Annotated in this window: 17 protein-coding genes; 6 read left to right on the top strand and 11 right to left on the bottom strand. The window is 41.9% G+C overall.

Annotated elements, in window-relative coordinates; all coding sequences use genetic code 11:
• Positions 1–6 precede the first annotated feature (6 nt).
• Positions 7–1,683 carry an NADP-dependent glyceraldehyde-3-phosphate dehydrogenase gene (locus tag IWX76_RS10490; protein ID WP_196859836.1) on the bottom strand — a complete coding sequence of 559 codons (1,677 nt, stop codon included), beginning with the start codon at positions 1,681–1,683 and terminating at the stop codon, positions 7–9.
• Positions 1,684–2,073: 390 nt separating this feature from the next.
• Between IWX76_RS10490 and IWX76_RS10485 the strand changes: the two genes are divergently transcribed.
• A complete protein-coding gene (locus tag IWX76_RS10485; protein WP_196859835.1) occupies positions 2,074–2,553 on the top strand; it encodes an ABC transporter ATPase in 480 nt (159 codons plus the stop codon).
• Here IWX76_RS10485 and IWX76_RS10480 read toward each other — a convergent pair whose 3' ends face one another.
• Both IWX76_RS10480 and mtgA read right to left on the bottom strand, forming a co-directional pair.
• Positions 2,554–3,591, bottom strand: a complete 1,038-nt coding sequence (locus tag IWX76_RS10480) for an isoaspartyl peptidase/L-asparaginase family protein (protein ID WP_196859834.1) — start codon at positions 3,589–3,591, stop codon at positions 2,554–2,556.
• 57 nt (positions 3,592–3,648) lie between these two features.
• A complete protein-coding gene (gene mtgA, locus IWX76_RS10475; protein WP_196859833.1) occupies positions 3,649–4,371 on the bottom strand; it encodes a monofunctional biosynthetic peptidoglycan transglycosylase in 723 nt (240 codons plus the stop codon).
• A gap of 85 nt (positions 4,372–4,456) precedes the next feature.
• Here mtgA and IWX76_RS10470 point away from each other — a divergent pair, with 85 nt between their 5' ends.
• On the top strand, positions 4,457–4,747 hold the full coding sequence (locus IWX76_RS10470) for a hypothetical protein (protein WP_196859832.1): 291 nt from the start codon (positions 4,457–4,459) through the stop codon (positions 4,745–4,747).
• Positions 4,748–4,804: 57 nt separating this feature from the next.
• Here IWX76_RS10470 and rplI read toward each other — a convergent pair whose 3' ends face one another.
• Genes rplI through rpsF form a run of 3 tightly spaced genes read right to left on the bottom strand, consistent with a single transcriptional unit; the run spans position 4,805 to position 5,879 of the window.
• The gene (gene rplI, locus IWX76_RS10465; protein ID WP_196859831.1) at positions 4,805–5,248 is read right to left on the bottom strand and encodes a 50S ribosomal protein L9; all 444 of its coding nucleotides are present in this window, start codon (positions 5,246–5,248) and stop codon (positions 4,805–4,807) included.
• Positions 5,249–5,256: 8 nt separating this feature from the next.
• On the bottom strand, positions 5,257–5,520 hold the full coding sequence (rpsR, locus tag IWX76_RS10460; RefSeq protein ID WP_196859830.1) for a 30S ribosomal protein S18: 264 nt from the start codon (positions 5,518–5,520) through the stop codon (positions 5,257–5,259).
• Positions 5,520–5,879, bottom strand: coding sequence for a 30S ribosomal protein S6 (rpsF, locus tag IWX76_RS10455; protein ID WP_196859829.1), 360 nt, complete (start codon positions 5,877–5,879; stop codon positions 5,520–5,522). Before rpsF ends, rpsR begins: the two co-directional genes overlap by 1 nt.
• A 302-nt stretch (positions 5,880–6,181) precedes the next feature.
• Here rpsF and IWX76_RS10450 point away from each other — a divergent pair, with 302 nt between their 5' ends.
• Positions 6,182–8,113: a DNA polymerase III subunit gamma/tau gene (locus IWX76_RS10450; RefSeq protein ID WP_196859828.1), complete on the top strand. Its 1,932-nt coding sequence runs from the start codon at positions 6,182–6,184 to the stop codon at positions 8,111–8,113.
• A 16-nt stretch (positions 8,114–8,129) separates the two neighbouring features.
• On the opposite strand, the gene IWX76_RS10445 is transcribed toward IWX76_RS10450, so the two are convergent.
• Positions 8,130–8,555: a hypothetical protein gene (locus IWX76_RS10445; RefSeq protein ID WP_196859827.1), complete on the bottom strand. Its 426-nt coding sequence runs from the start codon at positions 8,553–8,555 to the stop codon at positions 8,130–8,132.
• A gap of 102 nt (positions 8,556–8,657) precedes the next feature.
• Here IWX76_RS10445 and IWX76_RS10440 point away from each other — a divergent pair, with 102 nt between their 5' ends.
• From IWX76_RS10440 to IWX76_RS10430, 3 genes are all read left to right on the top strand, one after another.
• Positions 8,658–9,893: an isocitrate dehydrogenase (NADP(+)) gene (locus IWX76_RS10440; RefSeq protein WP_196859826.1), complete on the top strand. Its 1,236-nt coding sequence runs from the start codon at positions 8,658–8,660 to the stop codon at positions 9,891–9,893.
• Between the two features lie 450 nt (positions 9,894–10,343).
• Complete coding sequence (locus IWX76_RS10435) at positions 10,344–11,654, top strand: PQQ-dependent sugar dehydrogenase (protein WP_196859825.1); 1,311 nt, start codon at positions 10,344–10,346, stop codon at positions 11,652–11,654.
• A 4-nt stretch (positions 11,655–11,658) separates the two neighbouring features.
• Positions 11,659–13,743, top strand: a complete 2,085-nt coding sequence (locus IWX76_RS10430) for a TonB-dependent receptor (protein WP_196859824.1) — start codon at positions 11,659–11,661, stop codon at positions 13,741–13,743.
• A gap of 4 nt (positions 13,744–13,747) precedes the next feature.
• Here IWX76_RS10430 and IWX76_RS10425 read toward each other — a convergent pair whose 3' ends face one another.
• From IWX76_RS10425 to IWX76_RS10410, 4 genes are all read right to left on the bottom strand, one after another.
• Positions 13,748–15,631 (bottom strand): TonB-dependent receptor plug domain-containing protein, encoded by a 1,884-nt coding sequence (locus tag IWX76_RS10425; protein WP_196859823.1) that lies wholly within the window; start codon positions 15,629–15,631, stop codon positions 13,748–13,750.
• A gap of 61 nt (positions 15,632–15,692) precedes the next feature.
• Entirely contained in the window at positions 15,693–17,984 is a 2,292-nt protein-coding gene (locus tag IWX76_RS10420; RefSeq protein ID WP_196859822.1) for a GH92 family glycosyl hydrolase, read from the bottom strand.
• A 39-nt stretch (positions 17,985–18,023) separates the two neighbouring features.
• A complete protein-coding gene (locus IWX76_RS10415) occupies positions 18,024–19,283 on the bottom strand; it encodes an NAD(P)-binding domain-containing protein (protein WP_196859821.1) in 1,260 nt (419 codons plus the stop codon).
• A 167-nt stretch (positions 19,284–19,450) separates the two neighbouring features.
• Positions 19,451–21,163, bottom strand: a complete 1,713-nt coding sequence (locus IWX76_RS10410) for a cellulase family glycosylhydrolase (RefSeq protein WP_196859820.1) — start codon at positions 21,161–21,163, stop codon at positions 19,451–19,453.
• Between the last annotated feature and the right edge of the window lies 1 nt (position 21,164).

Genomic DNA, 21,164 nt, shown 5'->3' with positions numbered 1-21,164 from the left:
GCTATTTTAAAATAGCACTTGATTAGTCAACCGCTTTGAACCTCCTTTTTCCAATATGGATCTAATTAGATGCTCATTTTCTGCGGTCTGTTTAGTCACGATGACCGAATCAACAGAAAAAGCAAACAAGGCTTCATCTACCGATAAAGTGCCATCGGCAGAATCTTTGCGTCCATTAAAAGGAAACGTATCGGGGCTGCGTTGACACTGGCTGTTTAAGTTAATTCTCCCCACCTGATTGGCAAGTGTATCGATTAACACAGATACAGCGTTTGCATCCTGACTAAAGATACTAACCTGCTGACCAAATGGTGAATTCATAATATATTCTATAGGCTCTGCCAAAGACGTAAATGAAACAACTGGAATTACCGGACCAAATTGTTCTTCATGATAAATTTTCATCTCACTATTTACCGGATAAAGTACTGTAGGATGCACAAACGATTCAAAAATTACGCCTCCACCGTCTTCCTCATTAAGAATTTCAGCCCCCTTACTCGTAGCATCATCTATACATTCACGTAGATAAGTAGGTTTTTCAGGTTCTGCCAATGGCGTAATCGTCACACCTTTTTGCCAGGGCAATCCTACCTTTAGGTGTTTGATCTCTTCTATTAAAAGTTTATTGAATTCATCAACTAGGGTATGGTCAACAAAAAGAATCTTTAACGCAGTACACCTTTGGCCGTTAAATGATAAAGATCCGGCAATAACTTCTTTAACCGTATGGCTCAGGTCGGCATCAGCCAATATAATTGCGGCGTTTTTTGCGTCCAGTCCCAATACAGATTTCAAACGATTTGATTTCGGATGCATCTTTTTCAAAGCATCGGCAACCCTGCTTGAACCTATCAAAGCCAGGACATCAATTTTCCCACTTTCCATAAGTGTTGGAACGGTATCTCGGCCCCTGCCATATATCGTGTTGACCACTCCTTTGGGGAAACAGTTAGCAAAAGCTTCCAATAATGGCTCAAACAGCAAAGTCCCATGTTTAGGTGGTTTAAATAAGATGGTATTCCCCATAATAAGCGCAGGAATCAAAGTGGTGAAAGTTTCATTTAAGGGATAGTTAAATGGACCCATACATAAAACAACACCATGCGGCACTCTCTTGGTCTGACCTATGAAGTTTTGCGCAACTTTGAATGCATTTGTACTGTTATAAAGTTCTTTTGCAGCACGGATCGTTTCGTTTATATATTCAATAGTCCTGTCAAATTCCTTCTCCGCATCTGTCACCGTTTTTCCAATTTCCCAAACAATTAGTTTCACAATGGCTGACTTCTGCTTCATCATCTCCGCCATAAAATATTGTAAGTGATGAATCCTATCATGAATATGCATGGAAGGCCATTCACCGCGTCCTCCTTGATAAGCGTTTACAGCGGCATTTAGCGCTTCAACGGTCTCCTTTGTCGTGGCTATAGGATAACTTCCAATCTGTTTTTTCCCAATCAATCCACTTTCTTTATCGGTTAACAAAATAGGAGAGAAAACTTCATGAAATGAACCTTTCCATGTACGTAATTCACCGTTGATAAGAATTCTATCCTGGTGTATCTGATCATGCAACTTCATTACATCAGGAATTTCATCAGGAGATGGAAATAGTTCCCTTAATGCTATTTGAGCAGCAGAGAAATCTCCGCTACTTATGGTGTCATCTTTTCTAAGCATATATTTCTTTCATTAGATTCAAAATGTACTTCTGTTTGAAAGTGTTATACAGCAGAACTGTACAACACTAAGCCAGTTTAATTTTACAAGGTAATTTTTAGCGACTGAATGAGTACCCCGTCAAAGCATCAAAACGGTCTTGTGCTTTAACTAAATTCGTTATTACTATAGGTAAATTCATAATTTATTATTTAAATTTTTAAATGGTCGGAATTGTTCCACCGTCAATTACGTATTCGGCACCGGTTAGATATCCTGTTCTTGGAGAAATACCACCCAAGGCATCCATTGCAGGCCTCCATAGCGGACGATAAGTAGTATTGAAAGTCTGAATGTCAAATTAGTAAACACAACTGCATATTCTTCCTTCAAAAATGTTAAATTTGTAATATGAGTTTTTCTCCGAAATCTAAAGTTTGGGTATACCAAAGCGACCGTGAATTTACTGCTGCCGAGGTTCAGGCTATTGAAATGAAGTTACAGGACTTTACCGCCCAATGGAAAGCGCATGGCCATCAGTTAGATGCTAAAGCAGAGGTAGTATACAATTTCTTTATTGTCTTTACCGTTGATGAAGCAGCTGCCAATGTAACTGGTTGTTCTATCGATGCCTCTGTACGTTTGGTTAAAGAGATTGAACTGGAGTTTAATGTCGACTTGTTTAACCGCTTCAACATGGCTTATGTAGCCGATAATAAAATTGTAGCCTTGAGCAAGGAAGATTTTGAAACCCTTATTTCCATTAAAAAGATTGGTCCGCAGACCATAGTTTTCAACAACCTCGTACAAAACTTAGAAGAGTTTGAAACGAAATGGGAAGTTCCTTTTGAAAAAAGCTGGCACAGCAGTGTCTTCGCGCATTTATTGTAACTATTTATAGATCAAAACCTCAATTTCTCCGTTTTCGGTTACCGTTCCCCTGTACATTCCAGCGGTGTTAAATGGCATCGCTACGTTTCCTGCACGATCTAAGGCAATCAACCCACCATCGCCACCCATTTTACCTACTTTTTCGATGGCAGCGGCAGTAGCATCCTGCAAACTCATCTTTTTATATTCCATCATGGCCGAAATATCATAGGCCACTACATTGCGGATGTAAAACTCACCCCAACCCGTGGCTGATATGCCTGCAGTTTCGTTATTAGCATAAGTCCCTGCACCAATGATTGGCGCATCACCTACCCTGCCATATTTTTTATTGGTCATGCCCCCTGTAGATGTTCCTGCAGCCAGGTTTCCGGCCTGGTCTAAAGCCACCGCTCCTACAGTACCAAATTTATTGTCTTTGTTTTGAACACCCATTAACATGCTTTTTTTGCTGCCATGATCCAATACCGCTTTCGCTGAATCTTCCTTAATCGCTCTTTGTAAACCATCCCAGCGGTCTTTGGTGTAAAAGTAACTTGGTGGAACCATTTTCAACCCTGCTTCTTTGGCAAAGAGCTCCGCCCCTTTCCCTACCATCATCACATGTTCTGATTTCTCCATCACCGCCCTGGCGGCTGATATCGGATTTCTGATGGTTGTTACGCCCGCAACTGCACCCGCCATCTGTGTTTTGCCATCCATCACAGCAGCATCCATTTCATTTTTCCCGTCATGAGTAAATACAGCGCCCTTTCCAGCATTAAACAAAGGAGAATCTTCCATCACATGGATAGTGGCTTCCACCGCATCCATACTGGATTTACCTGCTTTCAAAGCTTCGTAACCAGTTTTTAAAGCCTGGGTTAAAGCTTCGCGGTAGGCCAATTCCTTTGCAGGTGTCATGTTTGCCTTTAAAATGGTACCGGCACCGCCATGAATCACCATCACGTATTTTTTTTGTGCCACAACTGGCGACATGGCCAACAGCAGTAGCGCCAGGAAAGTAAATTTAATCAGGGGCTGGATGGTGATATTCATTGGTTTTAGATTTATTCAGGTTTAGGTTCTTTTTCTGCATGAAGGTAATACTAGCCCCTAGAAATCAAGGGGACCCAAACGTCTCATGTTTCTCATGATCAGGTATTGGCGTTTCTTAATGTATTTGGTAGGCTGGGCTGGTGTCCAGCGCCTTGGATTAGGAAAACACGCTGCCATCAAAGCCGCCTGACCACGGGTCATCTTCCGGCAGGATTTGCCGTAATAAGCCTGCGAAGCCGCTTCTGCGCCATATATCCCATCACCCATTTCAATGACATTTAAATATACTTCTAAAATGCGCTCTTTGCTCCATAACACCTCAATCAATAATGTAAAATAGGCTTCAAAACCTTTACGCAACCAAGATCGGCCCGGCCACAGAAACACATTCTTGGCTGTTTGCTGCGAAATTGTGCTACCACCTTTCACTTTTTTCCCATTGTTGTTATCAGCATAAGCTTTCTCTATGGCCTTCAGGTCGAAACCCATATGGGTTAAAAACAGCTGGTCTTCGGCCGATACCGCAGCCCTTTTCATGTTATCAGAAATTTCTTCAAAAGGCACCCATTCTTTCTCTAGTTTAAAAGGTTTGCCATCGGCTTTCCTTTCGATATTCCTCCCGATCATCAACAGCGTAATCGGTGGATTGATAAAGCGATAGAGCAGCACCCAGATGACACTGACCATTAAAAACCAGATTAAAACTCTTGCTAGCAGACTGGTTATTTTTTTCAAAAAAGGTTGTTGTTTTTTTTGTGGAGCGCGTCGTACTTTTGCCATTAAATCAAAGGTAACAAATCCTTGATTTCAGCATTCAAAAAATTTGTTACATTCGTTATAGTCAAGCCTATAAAAAATAACACACATGAAATATACAGCATCGAGGCTCTCTGAGGGCAACAAAGCATTTCCTATAGAGATACACTTAAATGAAAGCAGCGTAGAGATTAAGAAACCAGGTGTATTTAGCGGCGAATCTAAATACCTGAATTATGAAGACATCACTGCCATCGAAATCGACAGCCCAATGATTGGCTTCTCCACAATCACCCTGTACCTAAACGGCACCAAGGTAGAGGTACATGGTTTTTCTAAAGGCGATGTTCAGGACATCAGGAAACAAATTGACCAATACCGCAGCCTGCGGAAAAAATAGGCACAAAAAAAAGCGTCCTGAAAATCAGGACGCTTTTTTTATATCGAATAAGTTTGATTATTCTGCTACTACTTCGAAAGGAACTTTAACTTTCACTTCTTTGTGTAAGTTTAAGTTAGCGATATATTCACCAACAAATTTAGGTTCAGTTTCGAAAGTGATGCGGCGACGGTCAACATCAAAACCTTGTAGTTTTAACGCATCAGCAATCATAATAGTGTTTACTGCACCAAAAATCTTACCTGTTTCACCAGCTTTAGCACCAATAGATAACTTCACATCAGCTAAACGTACAGCAATACCTTCAGCGTCTTTTTTAATTTTATCTTGTTTGAAAGCAGCTTGTTTTAAGTTTTCTGCTAAAACTTTTTTAGCTGAAGGCGTAGCCAAAGCACCAAATCCTTGTGGAATAAGGTAATTACGACCGTAACCTGGCTTTACATTCACGATATCATCTTTTTCCCCTAGGGATTTGATATCTTGTTTTAATATAATTTCCATTTCAGCTCTTATTTTAATTGGTCAGCAACGAAAGGTAACAAACCAATGTGGCGTGAGCGTTTAACAGCTTGTGCCACTTTACGTTGAAATTTCAATGAAGTACCGGTTAAACGGCGAGGTAAAATTTTACCTTGGTCATTGATGAATTTCAATAAAAAGTTTGCGTCTTTGTAATCAATGTATTTAATCCCGTTTTTTCTGAAACGGCAATATTTTTTTCTGTTATCGTCCACTTTTGGAGCGGTAACATATTGTATTTGATCCTTAGCCATTATACTGCAGCCTCCTGTTTAGGTTTTTTGTTAAAAGCTCCACTGCGTTTTTTCTCATTATAGGCAACCGCATGACGGTCTAATCTAATGGTCAAGAAACGTAGAACACGCTCGTCGCGCTTAAGCTCTAACTCCAACTTGTTAATTAATTCACCTGAAGATTTGTACTCTGTAAGGTGGAAAAATCCGCTTGCTTTTTTTTCAATCGGATACGCTAATTTTCTCAAACCCCAATTGTCCTCTTGAACAATTTCGGCTCCGCTATCAGTGATGATTTTGCTGAATTTGGCTAATGCCTCTTTAGCAACCTCTTCTGATAACAACGGGGTAAGAACGATAACAGTTTCGTACTGATTCATTGTTATTTATTTTATTAATTTATAATATTCCCGTAGACTACGGGGTTGCAAATGTAGTAATAATTTTCTATTTGAAAAAGAGACAATTACACATAATTATTTACCGAACAGGAAATTGACGCCCAGGCTCATTCTCTAAACCTCCATATTATAATAAGCATAATTGGTCATTCCCGAATTAAAGATATAACTGGCTACTCATTCCCATTTATGCTTAATCGCAGGACCTGTAGTTAAACAATTATATTATTTTCAATAGATAAGCATGGCGCTCCACAAAAATTTTCTAATTTCGTTGTCGCATGGAGAATTTTATAGTATCGGCCAGAAAATACCGTCCTTCTACGTTTGAAACCGTTGTCGGCCAAAATCACATTACCGGAACCTTAAAAAATGCTATCAAAAACAACCAGCTTGCACAGGCTTTCCTGTTTTGCGGTCCGCGTGGTGTTGGTAAAACTACCTGTGCCCGTATCCTTGCTAAAACCATAAACTGTACCAACCTTACGCCTAACCAGGAAGCCTGTGGCACCTGCGATTCCTGCGTTTCCTTTCAAACAGGCCACTCCTTTAACTTCCACGAATTAGATGCCGCTTCCAACAACTCGGTCGATGACATCAGGAGTTTAATTGAGCAGGTGCGTATCCCGCCACAAGCCGGAAAATACAAAATTTATATTATCGATGAGGTGCATATGTTGTCGGCCAGTGCTTTCAACGCCTTTTTGAAAACTTTAGAAGAACCACCTTCCTACGCTATATTTATATTAGCGACGACAGAAAAGCACAAAATTCTGCCAACCATCTTATCGCGTTGCCAGATCTTTGACTTCAACCGGATACAGGTAGAAGATATCGCTTCGCACCTGAACACCATAGCCATTCGTGAAAATGTGGCCGTAGAAGCCGACGGTCTGCACATCATTGCTCAAAAAGCAGATGGCGGTTTACGCGACGCGCTGTCCATGTTTGACCAGATTGTTAGTTATACCAATAAAAACCTGACTTATAAATCAGTAATTGATAACCTAAATATCCTGGATTACGATTACTATTTTAAATTGACCGAATATTTAACCACCGCCAATGTTAGCCAGACGCTTATCCTCTTTGATGAGATTCTGAATAATGGTTTTGATGGCAACAACTTTATTAATGGACTAGCTAGTCACCTGCGCAACCTGTTGGTGGGTAAAGATCCACAAACGGTGAAACTGCTGGAAGTAAGTGAGAACATCAAGCAGAAATACCTGAGTCAAAGTCAGCAAACATCAGCCTCTTTTATTTTAACGGCTTTGAACCTGGCTAACCAATGCGACCTCATTTATAAGAACAGTAAAAACCAACGTTTACAGGTAGAATTGGCTTTATTAAAGATGTGCCATATTCCATCGGTATTACAGTTGGCCCAACTACCATCGGCGCAAAACGGCGCAGGAGAACAGGATCAGCAAAAAAAAAAGTCTGATCTAAACCCGCAATCGCCTGCAGCAGCAACGAAACCTGCACAGGCAACACCTGTAGCGCCTGCTTCATTCGCAGCACCTGCACCTCTAACAGCAGCAGCGCCACAAAACGCGGTTACAACACCGCAACACGAGGCAACAACGGCACAGCAAAGCCCAGCAGTAACAGCAATTCCATCAGCTACACAACAGTCCGAACAACCGAAGGTAACATCACCTGTGATCCCGGCCATTCCAGCCCCAACACAGGAGAAAAAACGCGTGGCCGACAGCATTACGCTGAAACCACAACAGCAGAGCAACAACACCATAGGCACTTTAATACCTTCGTTAAATGCCCTGCAGAATATCGCTGACGGTATTGACGACAAAGAGCCTAAATATATTGATGGTAGTGACAAGGAAGTTTTTACGTTTGCACAGCTGAAAGTGTATTGGGAACGTTATGCTAATAAAGTAAAAGAACAAGGAAAAATCAACATATATACTTTACTGACCAGCAATGAGCCGATTTTAGAAAACGACGTGATTACAGTCATTATAGAAAACAAAATTCAGGAAAGCATCCTGCAAGATGAGCTGGTTTACTTCCTGAATTATTTGCGACCGGAGTTAAAGAACTTTAACCTCCGTATTGTGACTAAAAAAGTAGAACGTGAGTTAAAAAACAGACTTTATACCAGCATTGAAAAATACCAGTACATGGTGCAGAAAAACCCGCAGCTGGAAGAAATGCGTAAGCAGTTTAACCTCGACGTCAATTCATAATTTTGTATAGTAGTATTTAAGGCATGGGTGGGGCATTGTTAATCGGGTAGCCCTCCTCATCCAAATCAGTACGGTCGTCTTCGGGCGTTTTAGCTAAGTATTCGTCTTCGGGATTCAACTCTACAATATCGCCGTCATCGATATGCATGCCCATACTATCCAGGTCATTCTCCACTACCTCATCTTTGCGGGCATATTCATCACCAATAAAAGGATTGGCTTCATCATAATCCGAATTGTCGTCGCCGCCATTGGCAGCTGTCGTATCATACGGAAGCGGATGGTCATAGTCCTTGTCTTCGCTTTTTACATCAATTTCAAAACTGTTTTTATCCTTATCAAAAGCCAGGTCTCTTAAGTTTTGCGTTTCGCCCAAATTATCGCCGTGTAATTTGTCGTTAGCCCCTTTTTGTTCTGCGTTGTTGTGGTTGGGAGAGTTCATATCTATATTCTTTATTGTTTATAAACGCCATAAAATCTTTAATTGTTTCAGAATTTCTATCTTTGTATCTCGTATTTAGTTAATTAAAATTACATCGATAATATGTCTGTACAGAAAATTAAAGTAACCCAGCCCGTTGTAGAGTTAGATGGTGACGAAATGACTCGTATCATCTGGAAGTTCATCAAAGACAAACTGATTCTTCCTTATTTAGATCTTGATATCAAATATTACGATTTAGGTGTTGAATACCGTGATGAAACCAATGACCAGGTAACGATAGACGCTGCTGAAGCCATTAAAAAATATGGTGTTGGTATCAAATGCGCAACCATTACTCCTGATGAGCAACGTGTGACGGAATTTAATTTGAAACAAATGTGGAGATCGCCAAACGGAACCATCCGTAATATTTTAGATGGTACTGTTTTCCGTGAGCCTATTGTGATGAGCAATGTACCACGTTTAGTACCAAACTGGACTGCCCCTATCTGTATTGGCCGTCACGCTTTTGGTGATCAATACCGTGCTACAGATTTAGTAACTAAAGGAAAAGGTAAGTTAACCTTAACTTTCACTCCTGAAGATGGTGGCGAAGTTCAATCTTTTGACGTGTATAACTTTAAAGGTGACGGTGTTGCTTTAGCGATGTATAACACAGACGAGAGTATCATTGGTTTTGCACATGCTTGTTTCAACCAGGCTTTGAGCAAAAAATGGCCTTTATACTTATCAACTAAAAATACCATCCTTAAAAAATATGATGGCCGTTTTAAAGATATCTTCGAAGAGATCTACCAAAATGACTACAAAACTCAATTTGCGGAAGCTGGAATTACTTATGAGCACCGTTTAATTGATGACATGGTTGCTTCTGCTTTAAAATGGAACGGTAACTTTGTTTGGGCTTGTAAAAACTACGATGGTGACGTTCAATCGGATACTGTTGCACAAGGTTTTGGTTCATTAGGTTTAATGACTTCAGTATTGATTACCCCAGATGGTAAAACAATGGAAGCTGAAGCAGCGCATGGTACGGTTACCCGTCACTACCGTGATCACCAGGCTGGAAAACCAACTTCAACTAACCCTATCGCTTCCATCTTTGCCTGGACAAGAGGTTTAGAATTCCGTGGTAAGTTAGATAATAACCAACCATTAATTGACTTCTGTCACGCTTTAGAAGCAGTTTGTATTGAAACTGTAGAAAGTGGTAAAATGACTAAAGATTTAGCGGTTTGTATTCATGGAAATAAAGTAGAACACGGTAAAGATTACTTATATACTGAGGAGTTCTTAGCTGCAATTGATGAAAACTTACAAGCTAAATTAGCTTAAGTTTTTAGCTGAATATTTAAAAAGGCTGCGTACTAGAGTACGTAGCCTTTTTAGTTTAAAGAAATTCGACATGGATTCTGGGTGAATATAGGTTGTATATAACTTCAATGTATAATGAATCCGTGTTTTCCTAGAAAAACACGGATTCATCTCGGATTCATGTCGTATTCATCTTGCTTTCAGGGATAGCTTATCTGCGGTCAAATAGAATGGATTGTGCAGGAATTCCCTTCCATTTCGCCTAAACATCAACAATTTAATTTCTTAAATACACCGTTATTACTTATGGAGAAGAAAACAATTTTCACCTACCTATCTTTAAGTAGATTTTAAAAAGAGTGTGGTAATTTTCAATAAAAAATATCCTTATAAATTGTTACAAACCAACTCCCCCTTTCCCTGTTAAAAAGTGTAAAGCAAATTCAAATAATGCCTTACCTTAGAAAAAATATGAGAAAACTATCCTTGATCATGGCCGTATTGCCTTTTTCACTGGCCTGCCAGGAAAGCAATAAACAAACCAGTCAGACAGATACCCTTAGCACTGCGTATAACCAGGAACTATCACTACCTGAACCTAATCCAGATGGGGCAAAAAACAAATTCAGCAAAGTGATCGGCTGGCCCGAAGGTAAAACACCTGTTGCGCCAGCAGGATTTACGGTGACCAAGTTTGCATCCGATACTAAAAGCCCAAGAAACATCTATATAGCGCCCAATGGCGATGTGTTCGTTGTTTTATCTAATACAGAACGATCTGGCAAAGAAAAGATAGAAGCTGTAGTAACCGGCAAAGCAAAGTCAGAGCAAGGTGGCAAAAGCGCCAATACGGTTATTCTTTTCAGAGACACCAATAATGATGGAAAGCCTGACCTACAATCTGAATTTTTAACCGGCTTAAACCAACCTTATGGTGTACTGGTCATTGGAAATTCTTTTTATGTAGCTAATACCGATGGTTTGTGGAAATACCCTTACAAACCTGGCGATATAGCCATCAGCGAAAAAGGCACTAAAATTATGGACTTGCCTGCCGGTGGTTACAACAACCACTGGACCCGAAATTTGATTGCAAACGCCGATAACAGTAAAATTTACATCACTGTAGGCTCCGGCAGTAACGTCGGTGAAAATGGCATGGAACATGAAAAGAACCGTGCTAATATCCTGGAGATTAATCCGGATGGCACTGGAATGAACATTTATGCCAGCGGACTGAGAAATCCGGTGGGCATGGCATGGGCACCCGGCAGCTCCGTATTGTGGACTGCCGTAAATGAACGTGACGGACTGGGCGATGACCTGGTTCCTGATTACATTACCAGTGTTCAAAAAGGTGCGTTTTATGGGTGGCCTTACGCCTATTTTGGTGCACATGAAGATCCGCGTATGAAAGGACAACGTCCTGATCTGGTTAAAAAAACCATTAAACCTGATATTGCTGTAGGTTCACATACCGCATCTTTAGGCCTGGCTTTTTACACTGGAAATAAATTTCCGGCTACCTATCAGGATGGCGTATTTATCGGGCAGCATGGTTCATGGAACCGCTCGGCACTATCGGGTTATAAAGTAGCCTTCATCCCATTTAAAGGAGGTAAACAAGCCGGACCGATGAAAGATTTCCTGACTGGCTTTATTGCCGATCTTGATAAAGCCGAAGTTTACGGTCGCCCGGTAGGTGTTGCCGTAGCTAAAGACGGTGCGTTATTGGTCGCCGATGATGTAAGCAATACTGTATGGAGGGTAGCAGCTAATTAAAATAATGAAAAAATTCTTTCTCCCTATTTTTACGTTACTGTTTTTAAGCAGTACAGCACAAGAAAATACCGATCGTCGCCAAAGGAAGGCCACAGATACCACCAATAGGTTAAAAGAGGTGGTTATCCGCCCCTATTTTTCGGTACAGCCATTATTACGCAGTACTACGGCTTACGGTTTAATAGATTCTACCATTTTACAAAGTCAGGCGGGTACAAGTTTTGTTCCTGCCATCAATACCATCGCCGGTGTGCGCATGGAGGAGCGTTCGCCAGGCAGTTACCGCTTGTCCATCCGTGGAAGTTTGCTGCGCTCGCCTTTTGGCATCCGCAACATCAAAGTATACCTGGAGGAATTTCCACTTACCGATGCTGGTGGTAACAGTTACCTCAATGCACTGGACATTGGCAGTGTTGGACAGGTGCAGGTGCTCAAAGGTCCGCAAAGTAGTATTTACGGCGCTAACTCTGGTGGTGTGGTATTGATCCAGCCTCTGCAGGAAAACGCCGACAGTACCACGCTGAAATTCAATGCACTGGGTGGTTCGTACGGATTGTTCCAGGAGAATATACAACTGGGCAAAAAGTGGGATAAATACCAGTTCCTGTTGAGCCAGTCGTACCAGCGTAGTGATGGATACCGCGATCACAGTGCAATGGACAGAAAGTACATACAGCTTTTTCAAAAGTATGATTATAGTGCTTCAGCTAATTTAAAAGCTTTGTTGTTTTATTCAGACCTGCACTACAATACTCCCGGTGGATTAACCGCAGCACAGTTTGCGCTGAATCCGCGTTTATCACGACAAGCCACGGCTTTCACCAAAAGTGCGATAGAACAACAGATTGCTATTTTCAGCAAAACTGTTTATGGTGGTGTGTCTAATGAGTGGAAAATAAGTCCCTCCTTAAAACATGTAGCCGCGTTATACACCTCCTACACGGATTTTAAAAATCCGTTTATCACCAATTATGAACACCGCAAGGAGTTTACGACAGGGTTACGTACCTACCTGGAATACCAGCAATTACGTGAAGCTCTTAACTGGACTTTTAACATTGGTTTGGAAAGCTCACAAACGCAATCTGACATCAGTAATTTCGATAATAACCAGGGGCAGCGTGGTGCGGTGCAATCTGAAGATAAACTCAAAGCAGCTTCCAACTTCGCCTTTGCACATTTAAACATCGATTTTCTGGATAAATGGCTGCTGGAGCTTTCGGCAAGTGCCAACTTGTATAAATACCGTTATGAAAGTCTGGCACCGGTAGCCATAGGCCGGCAAACCAATACGTTTGACGTTCAATTTATGCCTCGACTGGCGCTATCCTACCTGGCCAGCAACCAGTTTTCGCTACATGCCTCCATAAGTAAAGGATATTCGCCACCAACCATTGCTGAAATCCGCGCATCGGATCAGGTGATTAATGCCGATCTGCAACCGGAATATGGTTGGAACACGGAAACAGGTTTCAAATATACAACGGCCAACCGCAGGATCTTTGTGGATGTAACTGGTTTTTACTATAAGCTGAACAGTGCGATTGTAAGGCGTTTAAATGAAAACGATTCAGAGTTTTTCATTAATGCTGGAGGAACAAAACAATGGGGTGTGGAAACGGCAGTTTCTGCCTGGCTTATTCCACAAAATGCCACACAATTTGTAAGTGGTTTGCAATTAAGAAATGCCTATACCTGGAGTAAATTTAACTTTAGGGGCTACCTGGATGGTGCAAACGACTACAGTGGCAATGAATTGACCGGCGTACCTAAAAACACCGTAGTAAGCAGTGCAGACCTGCATGTTCAAAAAGGCTGGTCGCTATTTGTGCAACACAATTATACATCGACCATCCCTTTAAATGATGCCAACACGGTTTATGCGGATAAATATCATTTGTTGCAGGCAAAACTGAGCTATAAAAATTTGAAGGTAGGTAACAGCCCGGTAACACTTTTTGTAGGAGCCGACAATCTGTTGGATCAGACCTATAGTCTGGGTAACGACCTTAATGCAGCAGGAAACCGATATTATAATGCTGCAGCCGGGCGTAATTTTTACGCCGGTCTGCAGCTGCAAATCAGGTAAAGTATTACAAGCCTACTTTAACCCCTAAAGTAAACCAGGAGCCGGGCATAGGTACTGCACCGGCTTCTATGTATTGTACATTTAACAGGTTGGCGCCATCGGCATAAATGGTGTATTTAGCTTGTCTGTAGGCCAAACGTGCATCCAACACGGTATATGATTTATAATTAATCCTTTCGTTGTAACGTGCGGTCAGCGTAAGGCCAAAGGTATTATAGATATCAGCGTGTACGGTTCCACTTAATTGGTTTCTCAAACTTTCCAGCGCGTAGCGTGAAAAAGCAGCTGTCGCCAGGGTGGTTTTAAAACTTGGATCAAGGTGGGTGTAGCCAGCACCTACACGCAACTGCGATAGCGTGGCTGCTGCATTGGCCTTTATAACACTGTAATCGGCACTTAAAGTTAAACCTTTGGTGTTTACCTCACTGAAGTTTTCAGGCTTCCAGGGATCTGTTTGCTGCGCTTTTACCCAATCAATGAAATTATCGATGCGGCGTACAAAATAACTGGCATTCATCACCAGTCGCTCGCTATTATATTTCAAACCCCCTTCTGCATAAACTGATTTTTCTGGCTGCAGCAAATCGTTACCAATATTGGTGGGCCCTTTATAATAAAGATCAGTATAAGTAGGCAGGCGTTGTCCGGTACCTACATTGGCAAATACCCTCCAGTTACCATAAAAGTTATACCCAGCATCTATGCCTGGGAAAGCCTGCCAGCCATAATCAGAGTTGTAATTGACATAAGCACCCATATTGATGAGCAAACGATCAATGGGCTCAAACTTAAATTCGCCAAACAGACCCGTATTCGTACGGTCACGTTTGCCCAGGTTAGTGCTATTGATAGATTCCCGGCGGGTTTCTAGTCCTACACCAAAAGTTCCTATTTTTGTTTGAATGTTATTGTTAAGTTCCGCATCCCAAACCTCGGTATGGTGGTTGTTATGAAACTGATCGGGATTTTGTTTAATGTAAAGGTAATCGTCTACATTATTCCGGTAGCTGATTCTTGGGATAATGGTCCAGGCGGCATTGATCTTGCGGGTGTAGGCAACCGAAGCCAGTAATGTTTTTACTGTTTCTTCCGACTCTTTATCGCCTGGCGAGGAATAAAAACCATTTGCGCCAAAGTTATTATGGGTATAACCTGCCATCACATCCAGATCGTCGGCTATGCCTAATTCCAGTTTTCCCTGGTAAAACACCTTTTGGTTATTAAAAGCAGTATTGTAACGGTAACCGTTTCCGGCTTCCTGTGCTACAGATAAACTGTGACTTGCTTTCTCGCCTTTGTGACTTCCATTTACCTGTATGCCATAATTGGCATAGGTATCACCAGATACTTCGTCTTTATTAAAACTACTACCGGCAAAGACATTGGCAGAAAGGGAGGTTTTCTCTACTGTACGGGTAACTATGTTGATGGCACCTGTTAATGCGTTAATGCCATATACACGAGATGCAGAACCTCTGATCACTTCAATATGGTCAATATCATTCAGGGTAATGGGCAGGTTCATCATGTTGTGCCCGGTTTGAGGGTCTGACACCTTGACGCCGTTAATTAACACGAGCGACTGGTCGAATGTACCGCCATCCAGGCTGATATCGGCCTGTGCGCCACCCGGTCCACGTTGGCGAACATCTACGCCGGTTACAAAACTTAAGAGCTCGGCAACGGAGCGAACGGGTAAAGTTTTTATCTTCTCCTGGTCAAGGATCCAGATGTTGCGGTTTTGTTGCGAAAAAGGCAGTTGAAGCCTGTTTTCTTTCACCATGACTTCATCAAGTCTATTGGTGCTATCCCTTTGGGAAGGTTGTTGAGCCTGAAGGCTGGCCGTGAGGCTCAACAACGCTACTCCAGTGAAGGCAAATTTCTTCATCTACTAGCTGTTTAAAATTTAGCTGGCAAATATAGAATCTTTACCGGATATCCATCAGGCTTTATTTTTTACGAGGTTTTGCAGCCATTATAAACTGTATTTCGCCACCGGCAGTAATTTCATCGTGTGTAATGTATTTACGATCAATCACTTTGCCGTTTATCAACACTTTATCCACATAGACGTTTTTGTTGCTTTGGTTTTTGGTGGTCACCTTAAAGGTTTTTCCATTTTCCAGGTTTAAGGTCGCATTCACGATTGCCGGGCTACCCAATTCGTAGTTCAAAGACCCTGGTGCCATGGGGTAAAAACCGAGGGAACTGAAAATATACCAGGCACTCATTTGTCCGCAATCATCATTTCCGCCCAGGCCATCCGCAGTCGGCAGGTACATTTTTTTTAAAATCATGCGCACACGTTCCTGAGTTTTCCATGGCGTGTTGGTGTAATTATACAAATAAGCAGCGTGGTGCGCCGGTTCGTTACCGTGTACATAATTGCCTATAATGCCTTCGCGGGTAATGTCTTCGGTATCAGCAAAAAACTCATCAGGCAGGTGCATGGTAAACAAAGAATCTAAATGGGTAGCAAAACGGTCTTTTCCACCCCTTAAAGCAATCATTTCTTCAGGGCTATGGGGCACATAAAGGCTATAGTTCCAGGCATTACCCTCAATAAAACCCTGACCGTGGGTACTTAATACATCAAAATCCTTTTTGAAACTGCCATCGGCTAACCTCGGGCGCATAAAGTTTGACTGGGCATCGTATACATTTTTCCAGTTTGCCGAGCGTTTCATAAATTCGTTATAGGTAGCTGTTTTATTCAGTTTTTTAGCCAACTGTGCAATACACCAGTCATCATAGGCATACTCTAAAGTATTGGACACAGAAGTACCGTTGGAGGCAGCAGAAATATATCCCTTATCAATGTATTCGCCAATTCCTTCATAACTGCGGTGGTTGGCCGTGTTGATACAAGCTTGTAGCGCTGCTTCGGCATCACCGGTATACGTGCCTTTCAAAATGGCATCAGCCACCACAGAAACGCTGTGGTAACCACTCATACACCAGTTTTCATTGGCATAGTGTGACCATATGGGTAACATTTTTAATGTACTCTGGTCGTAATGCGCCATCATGGAGGCTACCATATCACCGTTACGTTTAGGCTGGATGATGTTAAACAGTGGATGCAAAGCGCGGTAGGTATCCCATAACGAGAAGGTGGTATAATTGGTAAAACCTTCTGCTTTATGGGTATCCTGATCTAAACCTTTATACTCTCCATTCACATCATTATAGGTGGTGGGATTAATAAAAGTATGGTACATGGCGGTGTAAAAGTTCACCTTGTCATCTTCATTCAAGGTGTTTATAGCAATTTTACTCAGCTCCTTGTTCCAGGCCTGCTGTCCATCTTTTTTCACTTTTTCAAAGTCCCATCCCGGTATTTCAGTACGCAGGTTTTCCAGGGCGTTCTTCTGACTTACCGAAGAAAGCGCAAACTTAATTTTTACCTTCTCTCCTTCTTCCGTGCTGAAATCGAAATAGGTTCTAATGTTCTTTCCAGCCATCTCCGGGAAGTTTTTAGTTTGATCAAACTTGCGCCAGAAACCGCCGTATACCTGTTTATCATCGTAGTTTTTCTGTCCGTAACTTTTAAATGGCTTCGAGAAAGTCATGGCAAAATAAACAGTACGGGTACGTGCCCAGCCTGAAGTCTGGCGATAACCGGTAATCAGGGAATCGTTGACCACGCGGACGAAGGTCCATACGTTTTTGTCTTTATAATTGTAGATGCCACTCATCAGGTCGAGCACAATGTGGGCCTCATCTGATTTAGGAAAGGTATACTGGTGGAATCCTACCCTTGGGCTGGTGGTTAATTCGGCCGTAATGTTATGGTCGTCAAGTTTCACCTTGTAGTAATTGGCTTCCACCACCTCATTATCATGAGAGAAAGCCGAACGGTAACCGTTTTCAGGTTTATCAGCGGTACCAGGGTTCAGCTGCAGTTTACCGGTAGTGGGCATGATCAGGAAATCACCAAGATCAGAATGGCCGGTTCCACTAAAATGGGTATGGCTAAAGCCGACAATCGTTTTATCTTTATACTGGTAACCTGCACAATATTTGTACATGTCTTTATTATATTTCCCGTTTACCTCGTAGGCTAAGGTATCTGTGTCGGGACTTAATTGTACGGCACCAAAAGGAACAGTGGCACCAGGAAAAGTATGCCCCATTTTTGCCGTACCAATGATTGGTTTAACATATTGGTAGGGTTGCTTTTGAGCCTGAGCTGCATAAACGGTAAAAAAGCCGAGCAGTCCGATAAAAAATTTTTTCATGTGTTTGTTAAAGTGTGTGTATTAAGTATATAAATCAGGTTAATCCATTTTTAACCTTCTGATCATTTCTGTACTTTGCTGGCGACCATGCTCCAGTCTTTCGCCAAAAAACAGCTTAGTTTGTTCAAAATGTTGTTTATAACCTTCCATATCGCCATAACCGATAATAGACGACCACTCGCGAACTGCAGAGTGAAATTCTAAATCATCGCCCCTTATTTTTTTATCATATAAGGCAGTTTCTATGGATTCTTCCAATAAATCTTCATTCCTAAACAGGTATTCCACAATGCCCAATCGAAGTTTAAATGGTGGGGTCTGGCAGATCAGGTTATCGTATGGGTTTACACCCAGGCGGTACCAGGAGTCGGCCATGCTTAAAAGGCTCAGGTGGGAATTGGGCTTTCTGGAAGCAGCATGGTCAGAAAGAGAAAACTCTTTCATCACATCATCATCGAGCAACAAAGGTTTTTGTTCCTCATGAAAGATAAAATCACGTGCTTTATACAAACGGTTCCTGAATTCATCAGCCTCTTCCCTGATCATCATCTTAAATAAATCAGACTCAGATTGCGCATAACTTTTCACCTGCTGACGGGCATACGGATTCAGTATGGCCAGGCCTCCGTAAATATGGGCTTTATAACTAAATATTCTGAGGGTGGTTAAAATCTTCACGTTATCTATCCCGCCAAGGTAGGCAGCATCTTCCCATGGAAAAAAACCAGCTTCTTTCCAGGCGGTGCCCATACTTTCGAAACCTACATGTGTTGATGCTTGTGTATCGGCTACAATTTTATCATGTTCATGATAATCTTCCATCACGACGATGTCTGATTTTAAGACCGATAAAAGGTCCATCATCCTTTGAAAAGCTTCTTTATTGGTACGGTGTGGGATGACAATGAGTTTCTGTCCTTCAGGATCGAATGCGGGTCCGTGCAACGAATGGCAGGTAATGATGTTCACATCCTTTGCCAGGTGTTTCTCAAAGGCAGCAATTTCGGGATGTTTAATGGAGGTCTGACCAGCTACAATGGCGCCGTACTTAGTCGAAGAACCATAAAGGCTGAGCACCAGGTCTATTTTCTCGGCTTCCACCGCATAGAAAATCACGTCGCAACGGCGGGAAACTTCTTTACCATCCTCCAAAAGGAGTATACCTAAGGGTTCCAGCTCTTCTTTTAATTGTTCTTTGAATTGAGGCAGATCGGAACCAAAGACTTGGTAACCTGCTTTAGCAAAACATTTCGCATAAAGCTTACCCATATCGCCTAACCCAATTATTCCAATATCCATACTTTAAAAATATAGGCAAGTTTGAGCAATTATTTGGAGATATAAAAAGATACCGGCAATTAATTCCGGTATCTTTTTCATTAGTTTACAAGTTATTGTCCTGGTGATGATGTTGTCTTAAACTTTTACTCCTGCTTTTTGTAAGCGCTAAGCTTAACATAGGTTCATTATAGGGCAGCAATCTGTATGTTTTTAAGCTGAGCACCACTTTGATCAACTCTTATTTTTAATTGGTGGATTCCTGGTTTCAACTTCAGTTTTTCACCTGATTCTTCTTGGTTAAGCCATATGGTCAACAGCCCTTTTGATGCAGGTGTATCTTCAAGTTTGACCACATAGGTTCCGGCATCCTGCACCTGAATGGTGTATTGTAGCCACTCCCCTTGTTCCATATTGGACACAAAATAACCTGTTCCTGTACTGTCTTTCTGTATATCGACACCGTCGTTGCGGTATACACGACCCTGGTTACCAGCAGACCTTTTACCTGTGGAGATGTGGTAATCGGCAGTGTCTTTATCAAAATAAGCATAACCATTTCTTCCCAGGTCGTAATCGACCGCAGCCAGGTTCAATGTTGTCTTGTTGGTTAAAACATTCTTTTTGAAAGGCTTAGTGTCCGTGGTTGCTACCTGTCTGAACATCGCATCAATTACATCATGATGCACTGTGTTTTTTCCGAACTCCAGGTTTTCCAATAAAGTTTTAAAACCTAGTGCAGCAACACTGCTTTTTGGCTTAGGTCCCTTTTTGTTCCAATAGTTTAAAACTTGTTGATAAGATGGGTTATTTTTAATTTCTAAAGGATTGTTAAAACCCAGCTTTTTCAAAGGCCACCAGCACCAGCCGATATTATTTCTTTCAAAAAGGGCAATGGCTTCCTGAAACCAGACATTAGAATTCTCGCCGGTTTCGCCAAGCCATACCGGCACATTGTACTTTTCGCGGTGTTCCACTAAGCTTTTTATAGATTCCTGGTTGTTGTAATTCCAGTATTTGTGGAAGCTGAGCACCATATTGTCATCCCAGGGGGGTAACATGCCCTGGTAGTTATTGCCCCAGCCATTGCCTTCAATAATGATCATGTGCTGTTGATCTACTTCCCTGATGGCTTTGGTGATATTGACCAACACCTTTTTCAGCACTTCATTTTTTTGTTCTTTCAATCCGTTTTTATCGTTCACCGGATCCTGAAAACCCCAGTTTGGCTCGTTAATCAGGTCATATGCGCCGATCCAGCTTTCATTTTTATAACGCTGGGCCAGCTTTTTCCACAGCGCAACGGTTTTACGCTGGTTTTCGGCACTATCCCATAAAGATGGTAATTCTGGATTGCGGTCGGAGATGTTGAAGTCATTGCCCTGGCCTCCGGGTGCAGCATGAAGGTCAAGAATCAAGTACATCTCGTTGGCTTTGCACCAGGCAAGCAGGCTATCGGTCATGGCGAAACCTTGCTCCAACCAGGTATCCTTACCGGCAACAGGCTCTGCTTCTATTGGCAGGGTGTAGAGGTTATAGTGCATAGGTAGCCTGACGGAGTTAAACCCCCATGCTTTCATGGCATCGATATCTGCACGTGTGGTGTGTTTCTGCAGCCAGGTGTCGTAAAATTTCTGTGTTTCTTCAGGACCGATAAAATCCTTGATTCTTTCTCTGATTTTGTATTGCTGGCCTTCATTGTTGATGCCTAACATATAACCTTCCTGCAGCATCCAGCCACCAAGGCCCATACCACGCAGCAAGATGTTTTCGTTTTTTTCATTGACGATGTTTTGTCCCCGGGTTTTTAGAAAACCCTGGGGATAAACATCACTAGAAAAAAAGCAGCTTAATAGCAATGCAACGCAAAAACCACTCTTCACTATATTTTTAAATTTCATG

The sequence above is a fragment of the Pedobacter sp. CAN_A7 genome, assembly GCF_015752175.1.
Lineage (GTDB): Bacteria > Bacteroidota > Bacteroidia > Sphingobacteriales > Sphingobacteriaceae > Pedobacter.
This window is presented reverse-complemented; position numbering and strand designations above follow the sequence as displayed.